This is a genomic window from Ralstonia nicotianae, assembly GCF_018243235.1.
Taxonomy (GTDB): domain Bacteria; phylum Pseudomonadota; class Gammaproteobacteria; order Burkholderiales; family Burkholderiaceae; genus Ralstonia; species Ralstonia nicotianae.
In genome coordinates, this window is record NZ_CP046674.1 from 903,839 (window position 1) to 919,519 (window position 15,681).

The window sequence follows — 15,681 nt, forward strand, 5'->3', positions numbered from 1 at the left end:
CGCGTCAGGTGCTCGATTTGCGCTTGAACAGCTTGGCGATTGCCGCGCCGAAGCCGGCTACCGCCAGGATCGCCACCTTGGCGAACTTGGCGAAGAACGCGGCGATGACGGCAAACAGGCCGAGCTTCTTGGCCGCGATGCCGCCGACCAGCGCCGCCAGGCCGTATTCGGCCACCTTGTCGGTCTTTTCGTTGAAGTCCGTGTAGCGCTTGCCGTCCTGGAAGTCGAGGTTGGCCAGCAGCTTCTGCACGGCCGGCTTGTCGGCGTCCACATGATCGCGCGCGGTGATCAGGTTCAGGCTGATGTAGCCCTCGCGGCCCAGCGCGTAGGTGTTGTAGTTGACCGATTCGGGCGCGTTGGCCGGCTGTCCCTTGGAACGCGCGGCCATCGACCAGATCAGCCGGTGCGCGGCGTCGTCGTAGTGCGGGCGCTCGACCCAGCCCTGGATCTCCAGCGCGGGGATGCCGCGCTTCTCGCGTTCCGCGTTGGCGGCGTCCGTGCCTTCCTTGATCGATTTGAAGAGATCGTCGACGTTCCAGTCCTTCGCATCGTCGTCCTTGATGTAGCCGGAGGCTTCATATTTGGCGACCACCATCCACTCGGCGCCGCCGGTCGGCATCACCAGCCCCAGCATGTCGGGGTTGTTGCGGTTGCCCATGGCCTGCATCAGTTGGCCGGCGGCCGGCTGCGGGATGAAGACTTCGCCGGTGCCGATATTGAGCTTGGCCTGATCGCGCAGCGTGACGGCGGTCGGGCCGGGCTGCGCGGCGGCCTTGGCGGCGGCCCAGGCCTGCTTGAATTCCTGTTCAGAATTGTTTGCCTGTTGCGCCTGCGCGGCGGACGCCACGCCCAGCAGCGATGCGCACGCGAGGGCGCTCATCCATGCGCGCGCGGCGCGCCGGAACCCCATTGCCATGATTTTCTCCCTGAAAGTCGTTATGTCGGCTTGGCTCGTGACCCGCCGCTGCATGACGCGCGGCCGGCTGGGCGCAAGCATAGCGGGTGCGCGGCCGGGGCCTGTTAAAGCCCGTTAACAAGCCACCACGAGCAGGGCGTCCGCGCTGGGTCGCCGGGCAGCCGGCCCGCATGCTGTCCCGGGCTGTCAGGGGCGGGGCCTGCCGTGCGAGGTTGCTCGCGCGGGCAAAGTCGCGCATGCTGCGCGCCATCCCTTCGATGTGTTGTCCGCGATGAAACTGCTGCTGCCCGAGACGATGCGCCGGATGCCGTGGAAGAACGGCGGCGGCATCACGACCGAAATCGCCATCGCCCCGCCGGGCGCGACGCTGGACGCGTTCGACTGGCGGATCAGCACCGCACGGGTGGAAGCGGCCGGACCGTTTTCGCGTTTCGCCGGCATCGACCGCTCGCTGTCGGTGATCGCCGGCGGCTGCCTGACGCTGCATCGCGCCGACGGCGAAACCGTGACGCTTGCGCCGGGCGGGGCGCCGGTGCGCTTTGCCGGCGAAACGGCGATCCACGCCACACTCGATGCGCCGCTGTCCGACTTCAACGTGATGACGCGACGCGGCGCCTGGGCGCATCGGGCCGAGACGCTGGCGATGGCGGCGGGCGAGCGCCGCGTGCTGTCGCCGGTGCGGCCGGGCATGCAGTGGATGGTCTATTGCGCGCGGGGCGGGCTGTCCGTGGGCGGGCCCGATGCGTGTGCGATGCCGGTGCCGGTGCCGCAGGGTGCCGCCCTCTGGCTGGATGCGCCGGGCGGTGGCGAGGCGCTGATCGCGCAGGCCGATGCGGCCGGCTACCTGGTGGCGCTCTGGCCGGTGGCGTAGCGCAGCGCGCCGCCCAAAAGAAAAGGGACCCGATGGGTCCCTTCAAGGTCTTCCGGCCCCGTGGGGCGCGGCAGAAGACGCTTACTTCTTCTTGTTCACGGCGTCCTTGAAGCCCTTGCCAGCCGTGAACTTCACGGTCTTGGTCGCCGGGATCTTGATGGCTTCGCCGGTGCGCGGGTTACGGCCGGTGCGCGCAGCACGCTTGCCCGACGAGAACGAACCGAAGCCAACCAGGGTGATGGTGCCGCCCTTGGCGACGGTCTTCTTGATGTTTTCCAGCGCGGAGTTCAGCGCGCGCTCGGCGGCGGCGTTGCTCAGTTCAGCGTCTTTGGCAATGGCGGCTACGAGTTCGGATTTGGTCGTCATGTCAGTTCCCCACTTCAGGTTTGTTGGACAGCGATGTACTGCGACCCGTTTTATATCACCGATGTGGGAGGTTGCACATCCCCTAACTGCAAGGCTTTGCGGGCCGTTGCTTGCAGCCGACATTTGTCCTGTCTACGTTTGCGGGCAGGCATCGGGGAAAAACCTGATATCGACGCGCTTTGTTTGCATTTCAGACACGTCATCGCGCATCGGAAAACGCGCGGCACCGATGGACCCGGCATGGCGCTCTGCGCGCCGTACACTGCCTGCATGCATCGCTCACGGACTTCAGGGAGAACATCATGACGGATCGGCAAACGCTTGTTGCACAAGGCTTCACGGCCGATGCCAGCGGGGCGGAGCAGCCGCGCGGGCCCTCGGTCCTGGTGGTCGGCGCGAGCGGGCTGGTGGGGCGTGCCGTGGTGCGCCGGCTGGTCGCGCAGACCTGGGCCGGCCGCGTGACGGCGCTCGTGCGGCGGCCCGGAGCCTTGACAGCAGGCCAGGCGCTGCCCGGCAGGCTGCGCGAATGCGTGGTGGATTTCGCGCGGCTCGATGCGCCCGAGACGCAGTCTGTGCTGGCCGCCGACATCGTCATCTGCGCGCTGGGGACCACCCTGCGCGACGCCGGTTCGCAGGCAGCGTTCCGGCGGGTGGACGTGGACTATCCGGCCGAGATCGCGCGGCGCGCGTTCGCCGCCGGTGCGCACCATTTCCTGCTGGTCAGCGCGCTGGGCGCCGATGCGCGGTCGAGCGTGTTCTACAACCGCTGCAAGGGCGAGGCCGAGGCGGCGATCCTGTCGGTGGGTTTTCCGTCGGTGACGGTGGTGCGGCCGTCTCTGCTGCTCGGCGAGCGTGCGGCATTCCGCCTCGGGGAGCGCGTGGCGCAGACGCTGTCGAAAGCGGTCGGCGGCCTGGTGCCGCAGGCGTGGCGGCCGGTCCCGGTGGAGTCGGTGGCCGCCGCGCTGGTGACGGCGGCGCGGGTGGATGCCCCGGGCGTGCGGGTCCTGGAAAATCCCGCACTGCTGGCCGCGCAGGACGAGCGGCCGGTGGCATGACCTGACGCAGTGCCCGGCCTCCGCGCCTTACCCGATCGCCGTGCCGGCGCGATGACCCATCGGTGTGCGCGTGCTGACGATGCCAGCGGCCACCGCGCGGCACAGGCGACAGCGGCGCCAGCCAGCGATGCGCAACTGCGTTGTGAATGCCGACGGCGCGTGCCGGCGCGAGCGGAGGTGCCGGGGGAACTTGTGAAGAAACCTGCAAGGCAGTCCGCTCCCTGGAATCGGAGCGGTCTTCCGTTGTCCAATCCTTAAGTACAGGCATCCGACGGAGCACATGATGGACCCGACCCCGAAACGCCGCGCCACCTTCCTGCCGGCCGTGCTCGCGCTTTGCGCGGCGACGCTGCTTGGCGGCTGCGTGGTCGCGCCGTATTACGACGCCTACGGCAATCCGGTTGCCGTGGCCCCCGCAGCGTATCCGGCCTATCCCTACGACTACTACTACGGCCCCGCATACTATCCTGCCCCCGTCTACGGCAGCCTCTGGTTTGGCTATTCCAGCGGCGGCTGCTGGGGCTGCCACCATGGCTGGGACGGCCGTGGCCGCGGCGGCTGGGGCGGACGCGGCTGGCGTCACTGAAGACACCGCCGGACGGCCGGCGAAGGCCAATTCCGCACGCAGTTCAATACGGATGATTGCGTAAGCAGGGACTGCTGCAACGCGGCATACAATCCTCGGCACATCAGAACCATACGAGGAGACAGGCCGATGTCCGTTGTCGTGGTCCTTGCCGCCCTGGCATTCCTGATGTTCGCCGCCTATCGCGGCTACAGCGTGATCCTGTTCGCACCGCTCGCCGCCCTGGGCGCGGTGCTGCTGACCGACCCGTCCGCCGTGGCGCCGGTCTTTGCCGGCATCTTCATGGAGAAGCTGGTCGGCTTCGTCAAACTCTACTTCCCGGTGTTCCTGCTCGGCGCGGTGTTCGGCAAGGTGATCGAGCTGTCGGGCTTTTCGCGCGCGATCGTCGCGTCGGTCATCCGCGTGGTGGGCGCGCAGCGGGCGATGCTGTCGATCGTGCTGGTGTGCGCGCTGCTGACCTACGGCGGCGTGTCGCTGTTCGTGGTGGTGTTCGCGGTGTACCCGTTCGCGGCGGAGATGTTCCGCCAGGGCAATATCCCGAAGCGGCTGATCCCGGGCACCATCGCGCTGGGCGCGTTCTCGTTCACGATGGATTCGCTGCCGGGCACGCCGCAGATCCAGAACATCATCCCCACCACGTTCTTCCACACCACCTCGTGGGCCGCGCCGTGGCTGGGCACCGCCGGTGCGATCTTCATCCTGGCGGTGGGCATGGCCTACCTGGAGTGGCGCCGCCGCGCGGCCGTGCGCGCGGGCCATGGCTACGACGCCGGCCTCGCCAGGCTCGTCAACGAGCCCGACACCGCGGCAGGCGGCAAGCTCGCGCATCCGCTGGTCGCGCTGCTGCCGCTGGTGCTGGTGGGCGTGATGAACCTGCTGTTCACGCGCTGGATTCCCGAGTGGTACGGCAAGCTCGTCACCGTGGCGCTGCCGGGCCTGCCCAAGCCGCTGACGGTCGAGGCCGACAAGCTGACCGCGATCTGGGCGGTGGAGGCCGCGCTGCTGATCGGCATCGTTGTCGTGGTGGTGTCTGGCTTCCGTGCGGTGAAAGACCGCTTTGCCGAGGGCAGCAAGTCGGCGGTGGCGGGCGCGCTGCTGGCGGCGATGAACACCGCATCGGAATATGGCTTCGGCGGCGTGATCGCGGCGCTGCCGGGCTTTCTGGTGCTGGCCGGGGGGCTGCGCGCGATTCCCGATCCGCTGGTCAACGAAGCGGTGACGGTGAGTACGCTGGCCGGCATCACCGGCTCGGCGTCGGGCGGCATGAGCATCGCGCTGGCCGCCATGGCCGACGCGTTCGTGCAGGCCGCGCAGGCGACCGGCATCCCGATGGAGGTGCTGCACCGCGTGGCATCGATGGCCTCGGGCGGCATGGACACGCTGCCCCACAACGGCGCCGTCATCACGCTGCTCGCGGTGACCGGCCTGACGCACCGCGAGGCTTATCGCGACATTTTCTGCGTCACGCTCATCAAGACGGCCGCGGTGTTCTTCGTCATTGCCATGTTCTACGCCACGGGCATCGTCTGATGCGGTGCCTGTCCCAAGCAAAAAAGCCGACGGATGACGTCGGCTTTTTCGTTGGCGCGCGCGGTGTCACGGCATGCCGCCGGCAGCGGCGCCTGGCCGATGCGGCGGCGGTACGAGCGCGGGCACCCGGCCTCAGGCCCGCATGAACAGCCAGACGGTCAGGACGATGCCGACCACGACCACGAAGCCGCGCAGCATCTTCTCCGGCAGCCGGTGCAGCAGCCACGCGCCCGCGAAACCACCCACGATGCCGCCGACGCCCAGCGCCGCCACGGCCGCCCAGTTCACCTGCGGCGAGAACACGAACACCACCACCGCCGATGCGTTCATCGTCATGGCCAGCACGTTCTTGGTGGCGCCCGCCGTGCGCACTTGCTGGCCCGCGACGGTCAGCGCCGCCAGCATCAGGAAACCGATGCCGCCGCCGAAGTAGCCGCCGTAGATGGCGATGCCGAACTGCGCCAGCGCCAGCGCCCAGGTCGGCATGCCGGCCGCGGCGTGCAGCGGCTTGCGGCGGAAGCTGCCCCACGCGAACACGCTGGTGGCGAACAGCACCAGGTAAGGCACCAGCCGCGCAAAGAACGACGGTGGCGTGCCCAGGAGCAGCAGCGCCCCCAGCACGCCGCCGGCCAGGCTGATGACGATCAGCTGCGTCAGCGACAGGTGATGCTGGCCCGCCGAGACGCCGGCCGCGAGCTTGCGTCCCGCGATCGACGAGGTGATCTGGCTGGGGAACAGCGCGATGGTCGACGTCATGTTGGCCGCGAGCGGCGGCAGCCCCGCCAGCAGCAGCGCCGGGAACGTGATGAACGATCCGCCGCCGGCCAGGGCATTCTGCGCGCCGGCATAGACGCCGGCCGCCGCGACGAGCAGGGCGGTGGAAAACGAAAGCGTGGTCATGGGCAGGCGGGGCGGGTCAACGCGGTCGGCAGGACAACCGCGCATGGTAATGGAAGGTGGCCCGGCGCGCTTGCTAGCGCGGCGGGGGCGGCTGCCGGCGCCGCCGCAGCCATCCTTCGGCGGCTTCGAAGGCGCCCTGCACCAGCAGCGCCAGCACGGCGGCCGGGATCGCGCCCGCCAGCAGGATCGCGCTGTCGTTGAGGGCCAGGCCGGTGGCAATGCGCTCGCCGTATCCGCCCGCGCCGATGAAGGCCGCGATGGTCGCGGTGCCGACGCTGATCACGGCGGCGGTCTTGATGCCCGCGAGGATGACCGGCAGCGCCAGCGGCAGGTCGACCACGCGCGTGCGCTGCGCCGGCGTGAAGCCCAGCGCCAGCGCCGCATCGCGCAGGCCGTCGGGCACCTGTTCCAGCCCGACGATGGTGTTGCGCACGATCGGCAGCAGCGCATACAGCGTGAGCGCGATCAGTGCCGGCACCACGCCGATCGACCCGACCAGCGGAATCAGCATCGCCAGCAGGGCCAGCGACGGAATCGTCTGCAGCACGCCCACGATGGCCAGCACCGGCTGCTGGATCCGCCGCCGCGCCGCCAGCAGCCCGAGCGGCACGCCGATCAGCGCGGCCGCCCCGGTCGAGATCGCCACCAGCGCCAGATGCCGCCGCGTGAGGCGCCACAGGCCATCGCCCAGCTGCGCGAGGAAGGCACGCGTGGGTGCCTCCGCCCGCGCCGCAGGCATGCCGTGGCCGGCCAGGAACCGCGCCGCGACCCGCGCGAAGGGCTGGCCCTCCAGTTCGACCGCGGCGTTCATCGCCACCATCTCGTCGCGATGGATGCGGCCGGCGAGCGCCGTGATCGCCCGCCATTGCGCCGCGTGCCGCGCCGGCACGTCGAGCCGGTAGAGCACCACGGCATCGTAGCGGGGGAAGACGTGCGCGCGGTCCTCCAGCACGCGCAGGTGTTCGCGGCGGATCCGGGCATCGGTGGAATAGATGTCGATCGCGTCGGTCTGGCCGGCGCGCAGCGCGTCGTAGGCGACGCCGTGGTCGAGGCCGGTCGGCTGCTGCGGCAGGCCGTAGCGCCGGACGAGCGCCGGCCAGCCGTCCGCACGGCCGAGGAATTCGTGCGACAGCCCCAGCCGCAGCGCGGGGTGTGCCGCCAGGTCGGCCAGCGTGCGGATGCCCTCGCGTTCGGCGTCGGCCTCGCGCATGGCGAGCGCATAGGTGTCCTCGAAGCCGAGCGGCACGCCCGCGCCCAGGCCCAGCGGCGCCAGCGCGCGGTTGACGTCGGCCAGCAGCGCGGCCTGGTCCGGATTGGCCGCCTGCGCGGGCGGCAGGTGCAGGATCTCGGCGGCGATGGTGCCGAGGTAGTCGGGATAGAGGTCGATGCTGCCGCTCCTGAGCGCGGCAAAGACGATCGCTGTGTTGCCGAGTCCCGGAACGTGTTCGGCGGGGCCGTGCGGGGCGGCGGCCTGCGTCAGCACCTCGCCCAGGACGTAGGCTTCGGTGAAGCGCTTGGAGCCGATCCGCAGCGGCGCTTCCGCCCAGGCCAGCGTGCCGCACGCCAGCCATCCGAGCGCCATCCATGCCAGGAGGCGCCGCAGGAACGGATTGCGGATCAGTCGCCGTGTATCCAAAGTTCGTGGAGGTCGGTCAGGCCCCAGTCGCCGGGTTCTTCGCGCGAGACGATCTGGTCGCCGGTCTGCGCCAGGTCGATGACTTCGGGCGTGATGCGCGTGCCCGAGGATATCGAGAAGAATACCTTGACCGTGGGCGAGAGCAATGCGCCGGACGCATGTTCCATGACCACCGCCAGCCTGCCCGAACGCAGCCGCACCAGCGAGCCGGTCGGATAGATGCCCACGCTCTTGACGAAGGCCTGGAACACCATCGGGTCGAAATGGTTGCCGCGCCATTCCACCATGCGCTGGATCGCATAGGCGGCTTCCCATGCCTTCTTGTAGGGCCGGTCGGAGGTCACCGCATCGTAGACGTCGCAGATGGCGCCCATGCGGGCGAACAGCGAGATGTTCTCGCCGGCCAGCTTGTGCGGATAGCCGGTGCCGTCCATCCGCTCGTGATGGTGCAGGCAGACGTCGAGCGCGATGTCGCGCATGCTGGGATCACCGACCAGGATGTCGTATCCGGCCTTCGGATGCCCGATCACGTGGCGGAACTCGTCGGTGGTGAGCGCGCCCGGCTTGTTCAGCACCTCGGGCGGAATCGCGATCTTGCCGATGTCGTGCAGCAGCCCGGCCAGCCCGGCGTCGCGCACTTCGTCATCGGACAGGCCGAGCTGGCGGCCGAGCGCCACCATCAGCGCGCAGACCGCCACCGAATGCAGGAAGGTGTAGCGGTCCTTGGTCTTCAGGCGCGCCAGACTGACCAGCGCGCCGGGGTGGCGGTCGACCGAGCCGGAGATGGCCTCCACCAGCGGCTGCGCATCGCGTGCTTCGATGGTCCGCCCCATGCGCGCCTCGGCGAACATGGCCTGGACCGCGATGCCCGCCTTGTCGATGATGCGCGCGGCGCGGCGCATCTCGTCGGCGAGCGTGGCCGCGCGCGGCGCAATGGCGGTTTCCAGCTGCGGCTGCGGGGGCGCCGGCATGTCGGCCGCTGCGGGCGCAGCCGCGCCGGCGGCGACGTCCTTGCCGCGCGAGGTATCGATCCACACCTCGCGGATGCCGCTCGCACGCAGGCGCTGCAGCTGGGCCGTGTCTTCGACGCGAAAGCGGGCCCGCCAGAACGGGTGGTCCAGCCATGAGTCGACAAATTCCTCCAGGTACATGCCGACCTGCAGGTGTTCGATTGCGATGCGCTTGCGCATGTTGGTGTTGTCCGACGATCCGATGCGTTGGCCGGGGCGTTTCGCACAAGGAGAACGCGGCCGTGCCAATGCCTGCTGTCTTTCATATCGGACGCGTCCGCGAGGCCTTGAGGGGCGCGCGCCAAGCCTCACCCCGCAGAGGGGTGCTGCTGACGGCACATGCCGGGGCATCGTGCCTCGCGGACAAAAAATAAGGCGGCCGGGACGGTCGCCTTGAATCCGGCACCGGCGCCCATGGGGCGCCCGGCATCGGGGAGGGAGAGGGTGATGGCTTACTGGCCGTCGGTGAACCTGTCGGCGGGGGCGGTGCGCTGGCCGTCGGTGTACGGATTCGCCTGGCGCAGACCGCCGTCCGTGTAGGGGTCCGACTTGTCGGCGCGTGCGCCATCGGTGTACGGGTCGGCCTTGGTGATGGCCTGGCCATCGGTGTAGGGATCCGTCTTCTGCACGGCGGCGAAGGCCGGAACGGCGGCAATGGCGATCAGCGAGGCGAGGATGAGGCGTTGGGTTTTCATCGTGAACTCCTTTCAGGACCAGGCGTTGTCGCTGCAGGGCTAGGGGGGCTTGCTGCACTGCGGTAACGCGATGACAAAAGCTTAGTCGTTGCTCGAATGGTAAAAAAGCAGATCAATTAAACTATTTGTTCAAAAAACAAGAACAATCGTGACCTGCCGTCTACCGCTTCTCCAACCCAAGTCATTGATTTGCAACATCAATGTGATCCGAGTGGGAACCCTTAGGAGAAAGGTCTGACCTGCCGTGCCCGCAAAAATTCAGCGACAAGGGGTCGCATTCTGTTGCAGCGCGTTACAGCAAACCGCAGAACAGCGCGAGAAAGAGGGCTTTTTTCCGGCTAAACCTTTTCTACCCCATAGCCGTTGTAGGGAGCACGGGCGGCGTCACGCCGCTCTTCTGCAGCAAGGAAGGTCGATCATGTCCCACACATCCGGTTCCATCGCGCGTTTCGAGGTGGATGGCGTCGCCTATCAGGCGAGGCTGTTCGCCATACCGTTCCATGTGCCCGAGAACGGGCGCGTCAGGGCGCACGCGATCGGGCGACCGGACATGCCGTTCAGCGGCGTGCACGCGCTGGCGAGGTGGCTGGAGGCGCGTTGCCTGCCGCCGGGCGTCGGGCTGGTGATGGCGGATCGGCTGTTTTCGCACGGCGCGGTGTCGCAGTGGTCGGGCGCCGATGGCGCGCGCGCGGCCAAGGTCCTGACGCAGGTGGTGCTGGGCGCCAAGAGCAGCCACCGGCTGTGGCGCCGCACGGCCGCCGGCGGCTTCCGCGATGAGACGGCCTTTTTCCTGGGCGCGGCGTTCGTGCAGACCGATGCCGCGCTCGACGATGTCCGCCTGCTGGGCGACCTGGTGCCGACGTCCAAGTGGGCCGCCGTGGCGAATGCCGCGTCCACCATGATGGGCCTGCACCTGTATCACCCCGACGAGCCCGAGATGCTGGTGGATTGCGCCGTGCTGGCGCCCGCGTGGACGGAGGCCGCCGTGGAGCGCGCCGACGGCTACCGCGCGCTGACCCTGCTGCACTCCTTTACCGAGGGTGAGGAGGACATTCACGTCGACATCGAACTGCTGCCGCCGGGCCAGGTCGTGCTGCAGGTCGAGTCGTGTTCCACGCGTTTCTCCGCGCGCTTCAATCCCGAGCTGCTCGGCCGGGACATGACCGATGCGCTGCTGCGCGATGCGCTGGCGCTGCAGCACGGGAATCAACCCGCGCTGCACTGACGCCGGAGGGCGGTCCCGGCCGCCGAGGCTTAGTTCACTTGGCGGGCGCGTTCCACGGATACGCCAGCCAGGCATCGAAGCGGCGCGCGAACTCGCCGCTCTCCATCGTCTGCCGCAGCCACTGATCGACGAAGTTCTTGAACACCACGTCGCGCGGCAGCAGGTAGGCCTTCTCGGAGAAATCGAACGGCGCGTCGGGATGCACGGCGCACAGTTCCGGATGCAGCTTCTGCTGCAGCCGCGTCTCGACCGCATCGGTCATCATCAGGTCGGCGCGTCCGGCGATGATCTCGTTGAAGATCGTCACGTTGTCCGGATACACGCGGATCTGCGCCTGCTTCAGGTGTTCGCGCGCGAACTTCTCGTTGGTGCCGCCCGGGTTGACCACCGCCCGCACGCCGGGCCGGTCGATCTGTTCCAGGGTCTGGAACTTGTCCTGGTTCTCGCAGCGGGCGATCGGCGTCTTGCCGTCGCGCTGGTACGGGATCGAATAGAACGCCTTCTTCTGCCGTTCCAGCGTCACCGAGATGCCGCTCATGGCAATGTCGAAGCGGTCTTCGCCGAAATCGCGCATCAGCGTCGACCACGTGGTCGGCACCACTTCCAGCTTCACGCCGAGGGCCTTCGCCAGCCGTTCGCCCATGTCCACGTCCAGGCCGATGAAGCGGCCGTCACCGGGCGTCTTGTAGCTGAAGGGCTTGTAGTCGCCCGTGGAGCCGACGCGCAGCGTGCCGCGCGCAAGGATCTCGTCGAGGCGGTTGGTGGCCTGCGCCAGGGCCGGCGCGGCAACGCAGGCGCACAGCAGCAGGGCGGTGCTGCGGATGAAGCGGACAAACATGGGGACTCCCGTCAATGAAAAAGGCTCGGGCGCGGCCTCGACCCGGGCCACGCACCTTCACATGCTAGCTCGATTGGCCGGCGGCCTTGTTCCACTGCAGCGTATGCATCACCGTGAGCGACATGGCTTCGACGCCGGTCTTTTCTTCCATCGGCAGGGCATCGAGCTCGGTGCGCACCAGGACGGTAGGCCCTGGCTCGTTACGATAGATCGCCGCCACGCCGGTCCTGCCGATCTGTTCCGTCACGTCGAAGCCGAGCTTGCGCATCTCGGCGGCCAGCCGGGCGGCGGTGCGCGTTTCCTGGAAGGCCGGCTCCGGATGCGTATGCAGGTCTTTGCACCGCGCATTGAGGTGCGGGTAGTCCGCGTTGACCACGGCTTCGACCGCCGGCTTGAGCTGCACGACGTCGATTCCGCCATCGGTTGCGGCAACGGTGTTTCCCTGGGGGACGGACGGCGTCTGCGCCAGGGCGGGAAGCGCGGTGCCGGCCAGCAGCCAGGCAAGCGCGGTCAGCTTGCGCCGGATCGCACGAGTGGTCATGGGGTCTCCTTGCATCGCATGGTGTCGATGCGATATTGTTGCTTCGTCAAGCGAATCGATGATGCCACCGGATGCCGGCGGGTGCCCTCCGGGGCAGCCCGGATAGGCGTCTCGCTGGCACACCCATTCATGCACACGAGCGGCGCGCACGGACCGCGCCGCCAACCAGACGGGGGATCACCATGTTGTTGCAGGGAAGCCGGGCGTTCATCCGGCAGGCGCTGGCCATCCTGGCCTGCGCCATGGCCGCCGCATCGGCCGCGCAGGCCGCCGATGTCGAGCGCTGGCGCATGGCCACCGAGTATCCGGCCACCGCCATGCCGGGCGAGGGCGTGGCCTCATTCGCGCACGAAGTGGCACTGCGCACGGGCGGCGCGCTGGAGATCGTGCCGTCCTACGACGCGGCGGCAGGCATCAAGTCGGCCGCCATGCCGACCGCGCAGCGTGACGGCCGGCTGGAGGCCGGCGATGCGTTCGGGGGCGCGCTGGCCGGCATCGATCCGGTGTTCTCGCTGTCTTCGCTGCCGTTTGTCGCGGCCTCCGCGCAGGATGCGCACCGGCTGGCCGATCTCGCCCGGCCGCTGTATGCGCAGGCATTCGAGCGCCAGGGCCTGCATCTGCTGTACGTGACGCCGTGGCCGGCCACCGGCCTGTGGTCGAAGCAGCCGGTGCCGGGCGTCGAGGCGCTGCGCGCGCTGGCGGTCCGCACCTACGATGCCACCTCGCAGCATGTGATGCAGGCCGCCGGCGCCAAGGCGGAGAACCTCGCCTTCACCGAACTGATGCCGCGCCTGGCCGACGGCAGCATCACCGCGGTGCTGTCCTCCGGTGACGGCGGCGCGGGCCGCAAGCTGTGGACGTGGCTGCCCAACTTCACCGCCATCGGCTACGCCATGCCGCTGTCGTTCGCGACCGTCAATGCCCGTGCCTATGCTGCGCTGCCGCGCGAGGTGCGCCGCGCGGTCGACCAGGCTGCGGAAATGACCGAACTCCAGCAATGGGGTCGGCTGCAGACGCGGCTGGCCGAGAACACGCGCCGCATGCAGGACAACCATGTGGCCATCGTGGAGACGCCGTCGCCCGAACTGCGTGGTGCGCTGCAGGCCGCCGCCGCACAGACCGTGGCTGAGTGGAAGCGGCAGGCCGGACCCGCGGCGGCGGCTGCACTGGAGCGCTTTCAGCGCGACGGAGCCCGCTGATGGCATGCCGCAGGCAGCGGCCGTCAGCCCGCTTGGCACCGGCTTGGGGCTCTCCTAGACTGGGCTGGGTGTGCCGCTCTTTGGGATCGCAGCGCGGAATGACTCCGACGTCGTGTCTTCAGCTTTCGTTTCGCGATGCCCCGCCCGGGGCAACAGCGATCCGCGCCGCGCTCGAAGCAGCGCAGGGTGTGCTCGACCGCAGCGGCGTGTCGCCGCGGGCGGCCTTCAAGGCCTACCAGGCCTTTGCCGCCGGTGAAGGCGGCCCGGATTCGCTGGCGCTGGCATTCGCCCGCGCCGAAGCCGAAGCGATGGATACGCTGGCTGCCTACGGCTACGTCCGCTACGGTTCCGTCAGCCTGGCTGCGCTGTAGGCTGGGCGCTGCAAATTCAGACTTCGGCCGATTTTCCGCCCAGCCGCCGCGCAGTCTCCGACACATGCCGGTGGATGCGCGCCAGGAAGTCGATTTCCGCCGCCCGCGTGGGCGAGTGGCCCAGCGCCTGCGACAGGTGCGTCGCCACGAACGACGATTGCGGCGCCAGCATGCTGATCAGGCGCAGCACTTCGCGGCGCGCCTGGGTGGCGTCGTAGCCGAGATGGTCGGCCAGCGCGAGCAGCGCGTCCTGGTCGATGGCCTCGTAGCGCGCTTGCACATCGGACGCGCGCTCGCCGTCGAGCGACGACAGCGCATCGGCGTCCCATTCGTTCGCATAGACCGCTGCACAGAACAGGTGATCATGCGCGGCCAGCCGGATGCCATCGGGCCCGACATGGAAATGCAGCGTGCCCGCCGAGGCGTTGCGGCCACCGATCAGCAGGCAGAACACCATCCAGCGGAACAGCGAGGCGGTGGTGGAGGCCACGTCAGCGCACAGGCGCGCGCACTCGGCGACCTGCTCGACGGTGATCGGCAGAAAACGGTATTTCGGGCTCAGGCCCAGCAACTGCACCGCAGAGACCACGTAGCGTGCCTGGATGAGCGCGGTGTCGTCGCTCTTGCAGCGCAGCGTGCGGTCCAGCCGCTGCACCACCGCGGCCGTTTCCGGAAACTGGCGCAGGCCGAGGAACGGTGTCTCCAGCCCGATGCTGCGGGCCAGCAGCGTGGCCCAGCAATGGTTGATGGTGGCGTAGGGCAGCCTGGCGTCTTCGCCGAGGTCCAGCCGCACGAAATGGCTCGACTGCGCGGCATTGGCCGGAGCGGCAAAGCGCCCGAGCCACATCGATACCGGCAGGCCGTTGGATGAGAGAAAGGGCAGTCGGATCGCCTCGTCTTCCGGCGACGTACCGTAGCGCGCGACAGGCTCGGCCACGTGCAGCGGTATGGCGGGGCCGGTCCGGCTCACGCTCTGCTTGAATTGCATGACGAGGTCGCGCTCGGTCAGGCCGTCGGCGTGGCCGTTGATGGGTTTGTGGCCGATGGGGACCAGTGTCAGCGGGCCATCCAGGTTCGGTGCGTGTTCCGCGAGGTGATCCAGCGCGGCGGTGGCGGCCTTGGGTACGACACGGGCGGATTCGGGCAGCAAGTATTCGAAGAAGTTGCGTACCGGCTGTGCCTTGGCCGTATCGGCGATGTCACCGGCGCTGCGTTGCAACGTCGGGGTCAGGTCGAAACCATGGGAAGCGCTCTGCCAGCGCGGATCGTAACGGAACGCCCAACCGCTGCGGCCGCACGACAATTGACCGATCAGGTGCTTGTTCAGGTAGACGTCCAGCATGCGCGTGTTCAACGAATTTGACTGGAGCGTGCATGGTCGGCTGTGCTGCAGCGCTTGCGTCCGCAACGGGGATGCTGTCAGGCGAACCGCGGCGCATCCCTTGCACGCTCCTCATCGACCGAGGCCCGAGCATAACAAAGAAAATCAACATATAACCCGATAAAACCGCATTTCGGTGATGCAGGTTTCTGAAGTCGGATTATCGGGTCGCTAAAATCGAAAATTGTGAAGTGGGCTTTATTGCCCTTAATTCTGTCTGTATGGATTGTTAAATCATCCGGGAATCCGCGAAATACCGCCATGGAAGGTTTTTCGCGCTGCTACGGGGCGTGGGTTTTTTTTACAATCCGGTTTCGTAAAATGGGCTGAAACCGATTGTCATATCCTCCGAAAGGAGGTCCCGATGTCCTGGATATGTGCATGTCGGCAATGCAATAACGCTGGGAGTCGGCAAGCGCATCTGCGGATTTAACGACCGGTTTGTCGCCGGTCGGCTGATAGCGGGGCGGCAATCCTCCAATATATATCCGGCCGAGCGGGGCGGTCGCATTTGCCGCGTTCGGGGACGGGACATCGCCGGGTGGGCGAGGGCTGTCCTGG

15 protein-coding genes and 1 pseudogene are annotated in these 15,681 nt (G+C 68.1%); 7 read left to right on the top strand and 9 right to left on the bottom strand.

Annotation, left to right across the window (positions count from 1 at the left end):
- Nucleotides 1–4: 4 nt before the first annotated feature.
- Complete coding sequence (locus GO999_RS04160) at nucleotides 5–916, bottom strand: DUF2167 domain-containing protein (protein WP_019718340.1); 912 nt, start codon at nucleotides 914–916, stop codon at nucleotides 5–7.
- A 271-nt stretch (nucleotides 917–1,187) separates the two neighbouring features.
- Here GO999_RS04160 and GO999_RS04165 point away from each other — a divergent pair, with 271 nt between their 5' ends.
- On the top strand, nucleotides 1,188–1,787 hold the full coding sequence (locus GO999_RS04165; RefSeq protein ID WP_019718341.1) for a HutD/Ves family protein: 600 nt from the start codon (nucleotides 1,188–1,190) through the stop codon (nucleotides 1,785–1,787).
- 81 nt (nucleotides 1,788–1,868) lie between these two features.
- On the opposite strand, the gene GO999_RS04170 is transcribed toward GO999_RS04165, so the two are convergent.
- Nucleotides 1,869–2,153, bottom strand: coding sequence for an HU family DNA-binding protein (locus tag GO999_RS04170; protein WP_003272088.1), 285 nt, complete (start codon nucleotides 2,151–2,153; stop codon nucleotides 1,869–1,871).
- A gap of 302 nt (nucleotides 2,154–2,455) precedes the next feature.
- Here GO999_RS04170 and GO999_RS04175 point away from each other — a divergent pair, with 302 nt between their 5' ends.
- From GO999_RS04175 to GO999_RS04185, 3 genes are all read left to right on the top strand, one after another.
- Complete coding sequence (locus GO999_RS04175) at nucleotides 2,456–3,208, top strand: oxidoreductase (RefSeq protein WP_016724105.1); 753 nt, start codon at nucleotides 2,456–2,458, stop codon at nucleotides 3,206–3,208.
- Nucleotides 3,209–3,491: 283 nt separating this feature from the next.
- Nucleotides 3,492–3,794: a hypothetical protein gene (locus tag GO999_RS04180; RefSeq protein ID WP_020371751.1), complete on the top strand. Its 303-nt coding sequence runs from the start codon at nucleotides 3,492–3,494 to the stop codon at nucleotides 3,792–3,794.
- Nucleotides 3,795–3,923: 129 nt separating this feature from the next.
- Nucleotides 3,924–5,324: a GntP family permease gene (locus GO999_RS04185; protein ID WP_019718342.1), complete on the top strand. Its 1,401-nt coding sequence runs from the start codon at nucleotides 3,924–3,926 to the stop codon at nucleotides 5,322–5,324.
- A gap of 132 nt (nucleotides 5,325–5,456) precedes the next feature.
- Here GO999_RS04185 and GO999_RS04190 read toward each other — a convergent pair whose 3' ends face one another.
- The 4 genes from GO999_RS04190 to GO999_RS04205 all read right to left on the bottom strand — a co-directional run bounded on the left by GO999_RS04190 (nucleotide 5,457) and on the right by GO999_RS04205 (nucleotide 9,565).
- The gene (locus tag GO999_RS04190) at nucleotides 5,457–6,224 is read right to left on the bottom strand and encodes a sulfite exporter TauE/SafE family protein (RefSeq protein WP_211906568.1); all 768 of its coding nucleotides are present in this window, start codon (nucleotides 6,222–6,224) and stop codon (nucleotides 5,457–5,459) included.
- 73 nt (nucleotides 6,225–6,297) lie between these two features.
- Entirely contained in the window at nucleotides 6,298–7,860 is a 1,563-nt protein-coding gene (locus GO999_RS04195; protein ID WP_023470452.1) for an ABC transporter permease/substrate-binding protein, read from the bottom strand.
- Entirely contained in the window at nucleotides 7,842–9,050 is a 1,209-nt protein-coding gene (locus tag GO999_RS04200) for an HD-GYP domain-containing protein (protein WP_211906569.1), read from the bottom strand. The genes GO999_RS04195 and GO999_RS04200 overlap by 19 nt, the downstream gene beginning before the upstream one ends.
- Before the next feature lie 272 nt (nucleotides 9,051–9,322).
- Nucleotides 9,323–9,565: a hypothetical protein gene (locus tag GO999_RS04205; RefSeq protein WP_011002431.1), complete on the bottom strand. Its 243-nt coding sequence runs from the start codon at nucleotides 9,563–9,565 to the stop codon at nucleotides 9,323–9,325.
- A 418-nt stretch (nucleotides 9,566–9,983) separates the two neighbouring features.
- On the opposite strand from GO999_RS04205, the gene GO999_RS04210 reads away from it, so the two are divergent.
- Nucleotides 9,984–10,790, top strand: coding sequence for a hypothetical protein (locus tag GO999_RS04210; protein ID WP_011002430.1), 807 nt, complete (start codon nucleotides 9,984–9,986; stop codon nucleotides 10,788–10,790).
- A gap of 34 nt (nucleotides 10,791–10,824) precedes the next feature.
- Here GO999_RS04210 and GO999_RS04215 read toward each other — a convergent pair whose 3' ends face one another.
- Both GO999_RS04215 and GO999_RS04220 read right to left on the bottom strand, forming a co-directional pair.
- Nucleotides 10,825–11,628 (bottom strand): transporter substrate-binding domain-containing protein, encoded by an 804-nt coding sequence (locus GO999_RS04215; RefSeq protein WP_011002429.1) that lies wholly within the window; start codon nucleotides 11,626–11,628, stop codon nucleotides 10,825–10,827.
- A 130-nt stretch (nucleotides 11,629–11,758) separates the two neighbouring features.
- A pseudogene (locus tag GO999_RS04220) lies at nucleotides 11,759–12,169 on the bottom strand (hypothetical protein); the annotation flags it as partial.
- 182 nt (nucleotides 12,170–12,351) lie between these two features.
- On the opposite strand from GO999_RS04220, the gene GO999_RS04225 reads away from it, so the two are divergent.
- Nucleotides 12,352–13,368: a TRAP transporter substrate-binding protein gene (locus GO999_RS04225; RefSeq protein ID WP_019718345.1), complete on the top strand. Its 1,017-nt coding sequence runs from the start codon at nucleotides 12,352–12,354 to the stop codon at nucleotides 13,366–13,368.
- 98 nt (nucleotides 13,369–13,466) lie between these two features.
- The gene (locus GO999_RS04230) at nucleotides 13,467–13,739 is read left to right on the top strand and encodes a hypothetical protein (protein WP_011002426.1); all 273 of its coding nucleotides are present in this window, start codon (nucleotides 13,467–13,469) and stop codon (nucleotides 13,737–13,739) included.
- Nucleotides 13,740–13,755: 16 nt separating this feature from the next.
- On the opposite strand, the gene GO999_RS04235 is transcribed toward GO999_RS04230, so the two are convergent.
- Nucleotides 13,756–15,081, bottom strand: a complete 1,326-nt coding sequence (locus GO999_RS04235; RefSeq protein ID WP_028853544.1) for a HipA domain-containing protein — start codon at nucleotides 15,079–15,081, stop codon at nucleotides 13,756–13,758.
- Nucleotides 15,082–15,681 lie beyond the last annotated feature (600 nt).

Excerpts from the sequence above, each read along its gene's own strand:
- GO999_RS04160 (WP_019718340.1), bottom strand. The coding sequence starts at position 916 with ATGGCAATGGGGTTCCGGCGCGCCGCGCGCGCATGGATGAGCGCCCTC.
- GO999_RS04165 (WP_019718341.1), top strand. The coding sequence starts at position 1,188 with ATGAAACTGCTGCTGCCCGAGACGATGCGCCGGATGCCGTGGAAGAAC.
- GO999_RS04170 (WP_003272088.1), bottom strand. The coding sequence starts at position 2,153 with ATGACGACCAAATCCGAACTCGTAGCCGCCATTGCCAAAGACGCTGAA.
- GO999_RS04175 (WP_016724105.1), top strand. The coding sequence starts at position 2,456 with ATGACGGATCGGCAAACGCTTGTTGCACAAGGCTTCACGGCCGATGCC.
- GO999_RS04180 (WP_020371751.1), top strand. The coding sequence starts at position 3,492 with ATGGACCCGACCCCGAAACGCCGCGCCACCTTCCTGCCGGCCGTGCTC.
- GO999_RS04185 (WP_019718342.1), top strand. The coding sequence starts at position 3,924 with ATGTCCGTTGTCGTGGTCCTTGCCGCCCTGGCATTCCTGATGTTCGCC.
- GO999_RS04190 (WP_211906568.1), bottom strand. The coding sequence starts at position 6,224 with ATGACCACGCTTTCGTTTTCCACCGCCCTGCTCGTCGCGGCGGCCGGC.
- GO999_RS04200 (WP_211906569.1), bottom strand. The coding sequence starts at position 9,050 with ATGCGCAAGCGCATCGCAATCGAACACCTGCAGGTCGGCATGTACCTG.
- GO999_RS04205 (WP_011002431.1), bottom strand. The coding sequence starts at position 9,565 with ATGAAAACCCAACGCCTCATCCTCGCCTCGCTGATCGCCATTGCCGCC.
- GO999_RS04210 (WP_011002430.1), top strand. The coding sequence starts at position 9,984 with ATGTCCCACACATCCGGTTCCATCGCGCGTTTCGAGGTGGATGGCGTC.
- GO999_RS04215 (WP_011002429.1), bottom strand. The coding sequence starts at position 11,628 with ATGTTTGTCCGCTTCATCCGCAGCACCGCCCTGCTGCTGTGCGCCTGC.
- GO999_RS04225 (WP_019718345.1), top strand. The coding sequence starts at position 12,352 with ATGTTGTTGCAGGGAAGCCGGGCGTTCATCCGGCAGGCGCTGGCCATC.
- GO999_RS04230 (WP_011002426.1), top strand. The coding sequence starts at position 13,467 with ATGACTCCGACGTCGTGTCTTCAGCTTTCGTTTCGCGATGCCCCGCCC.
- GO999_RS04235 (WP_028853544.1), bottom strand. The coding sequence starts at position 15,081 with ATGCTGGACGTCTACCTGAACAAGCACCTGATCGGTCAATTGTCGTGC.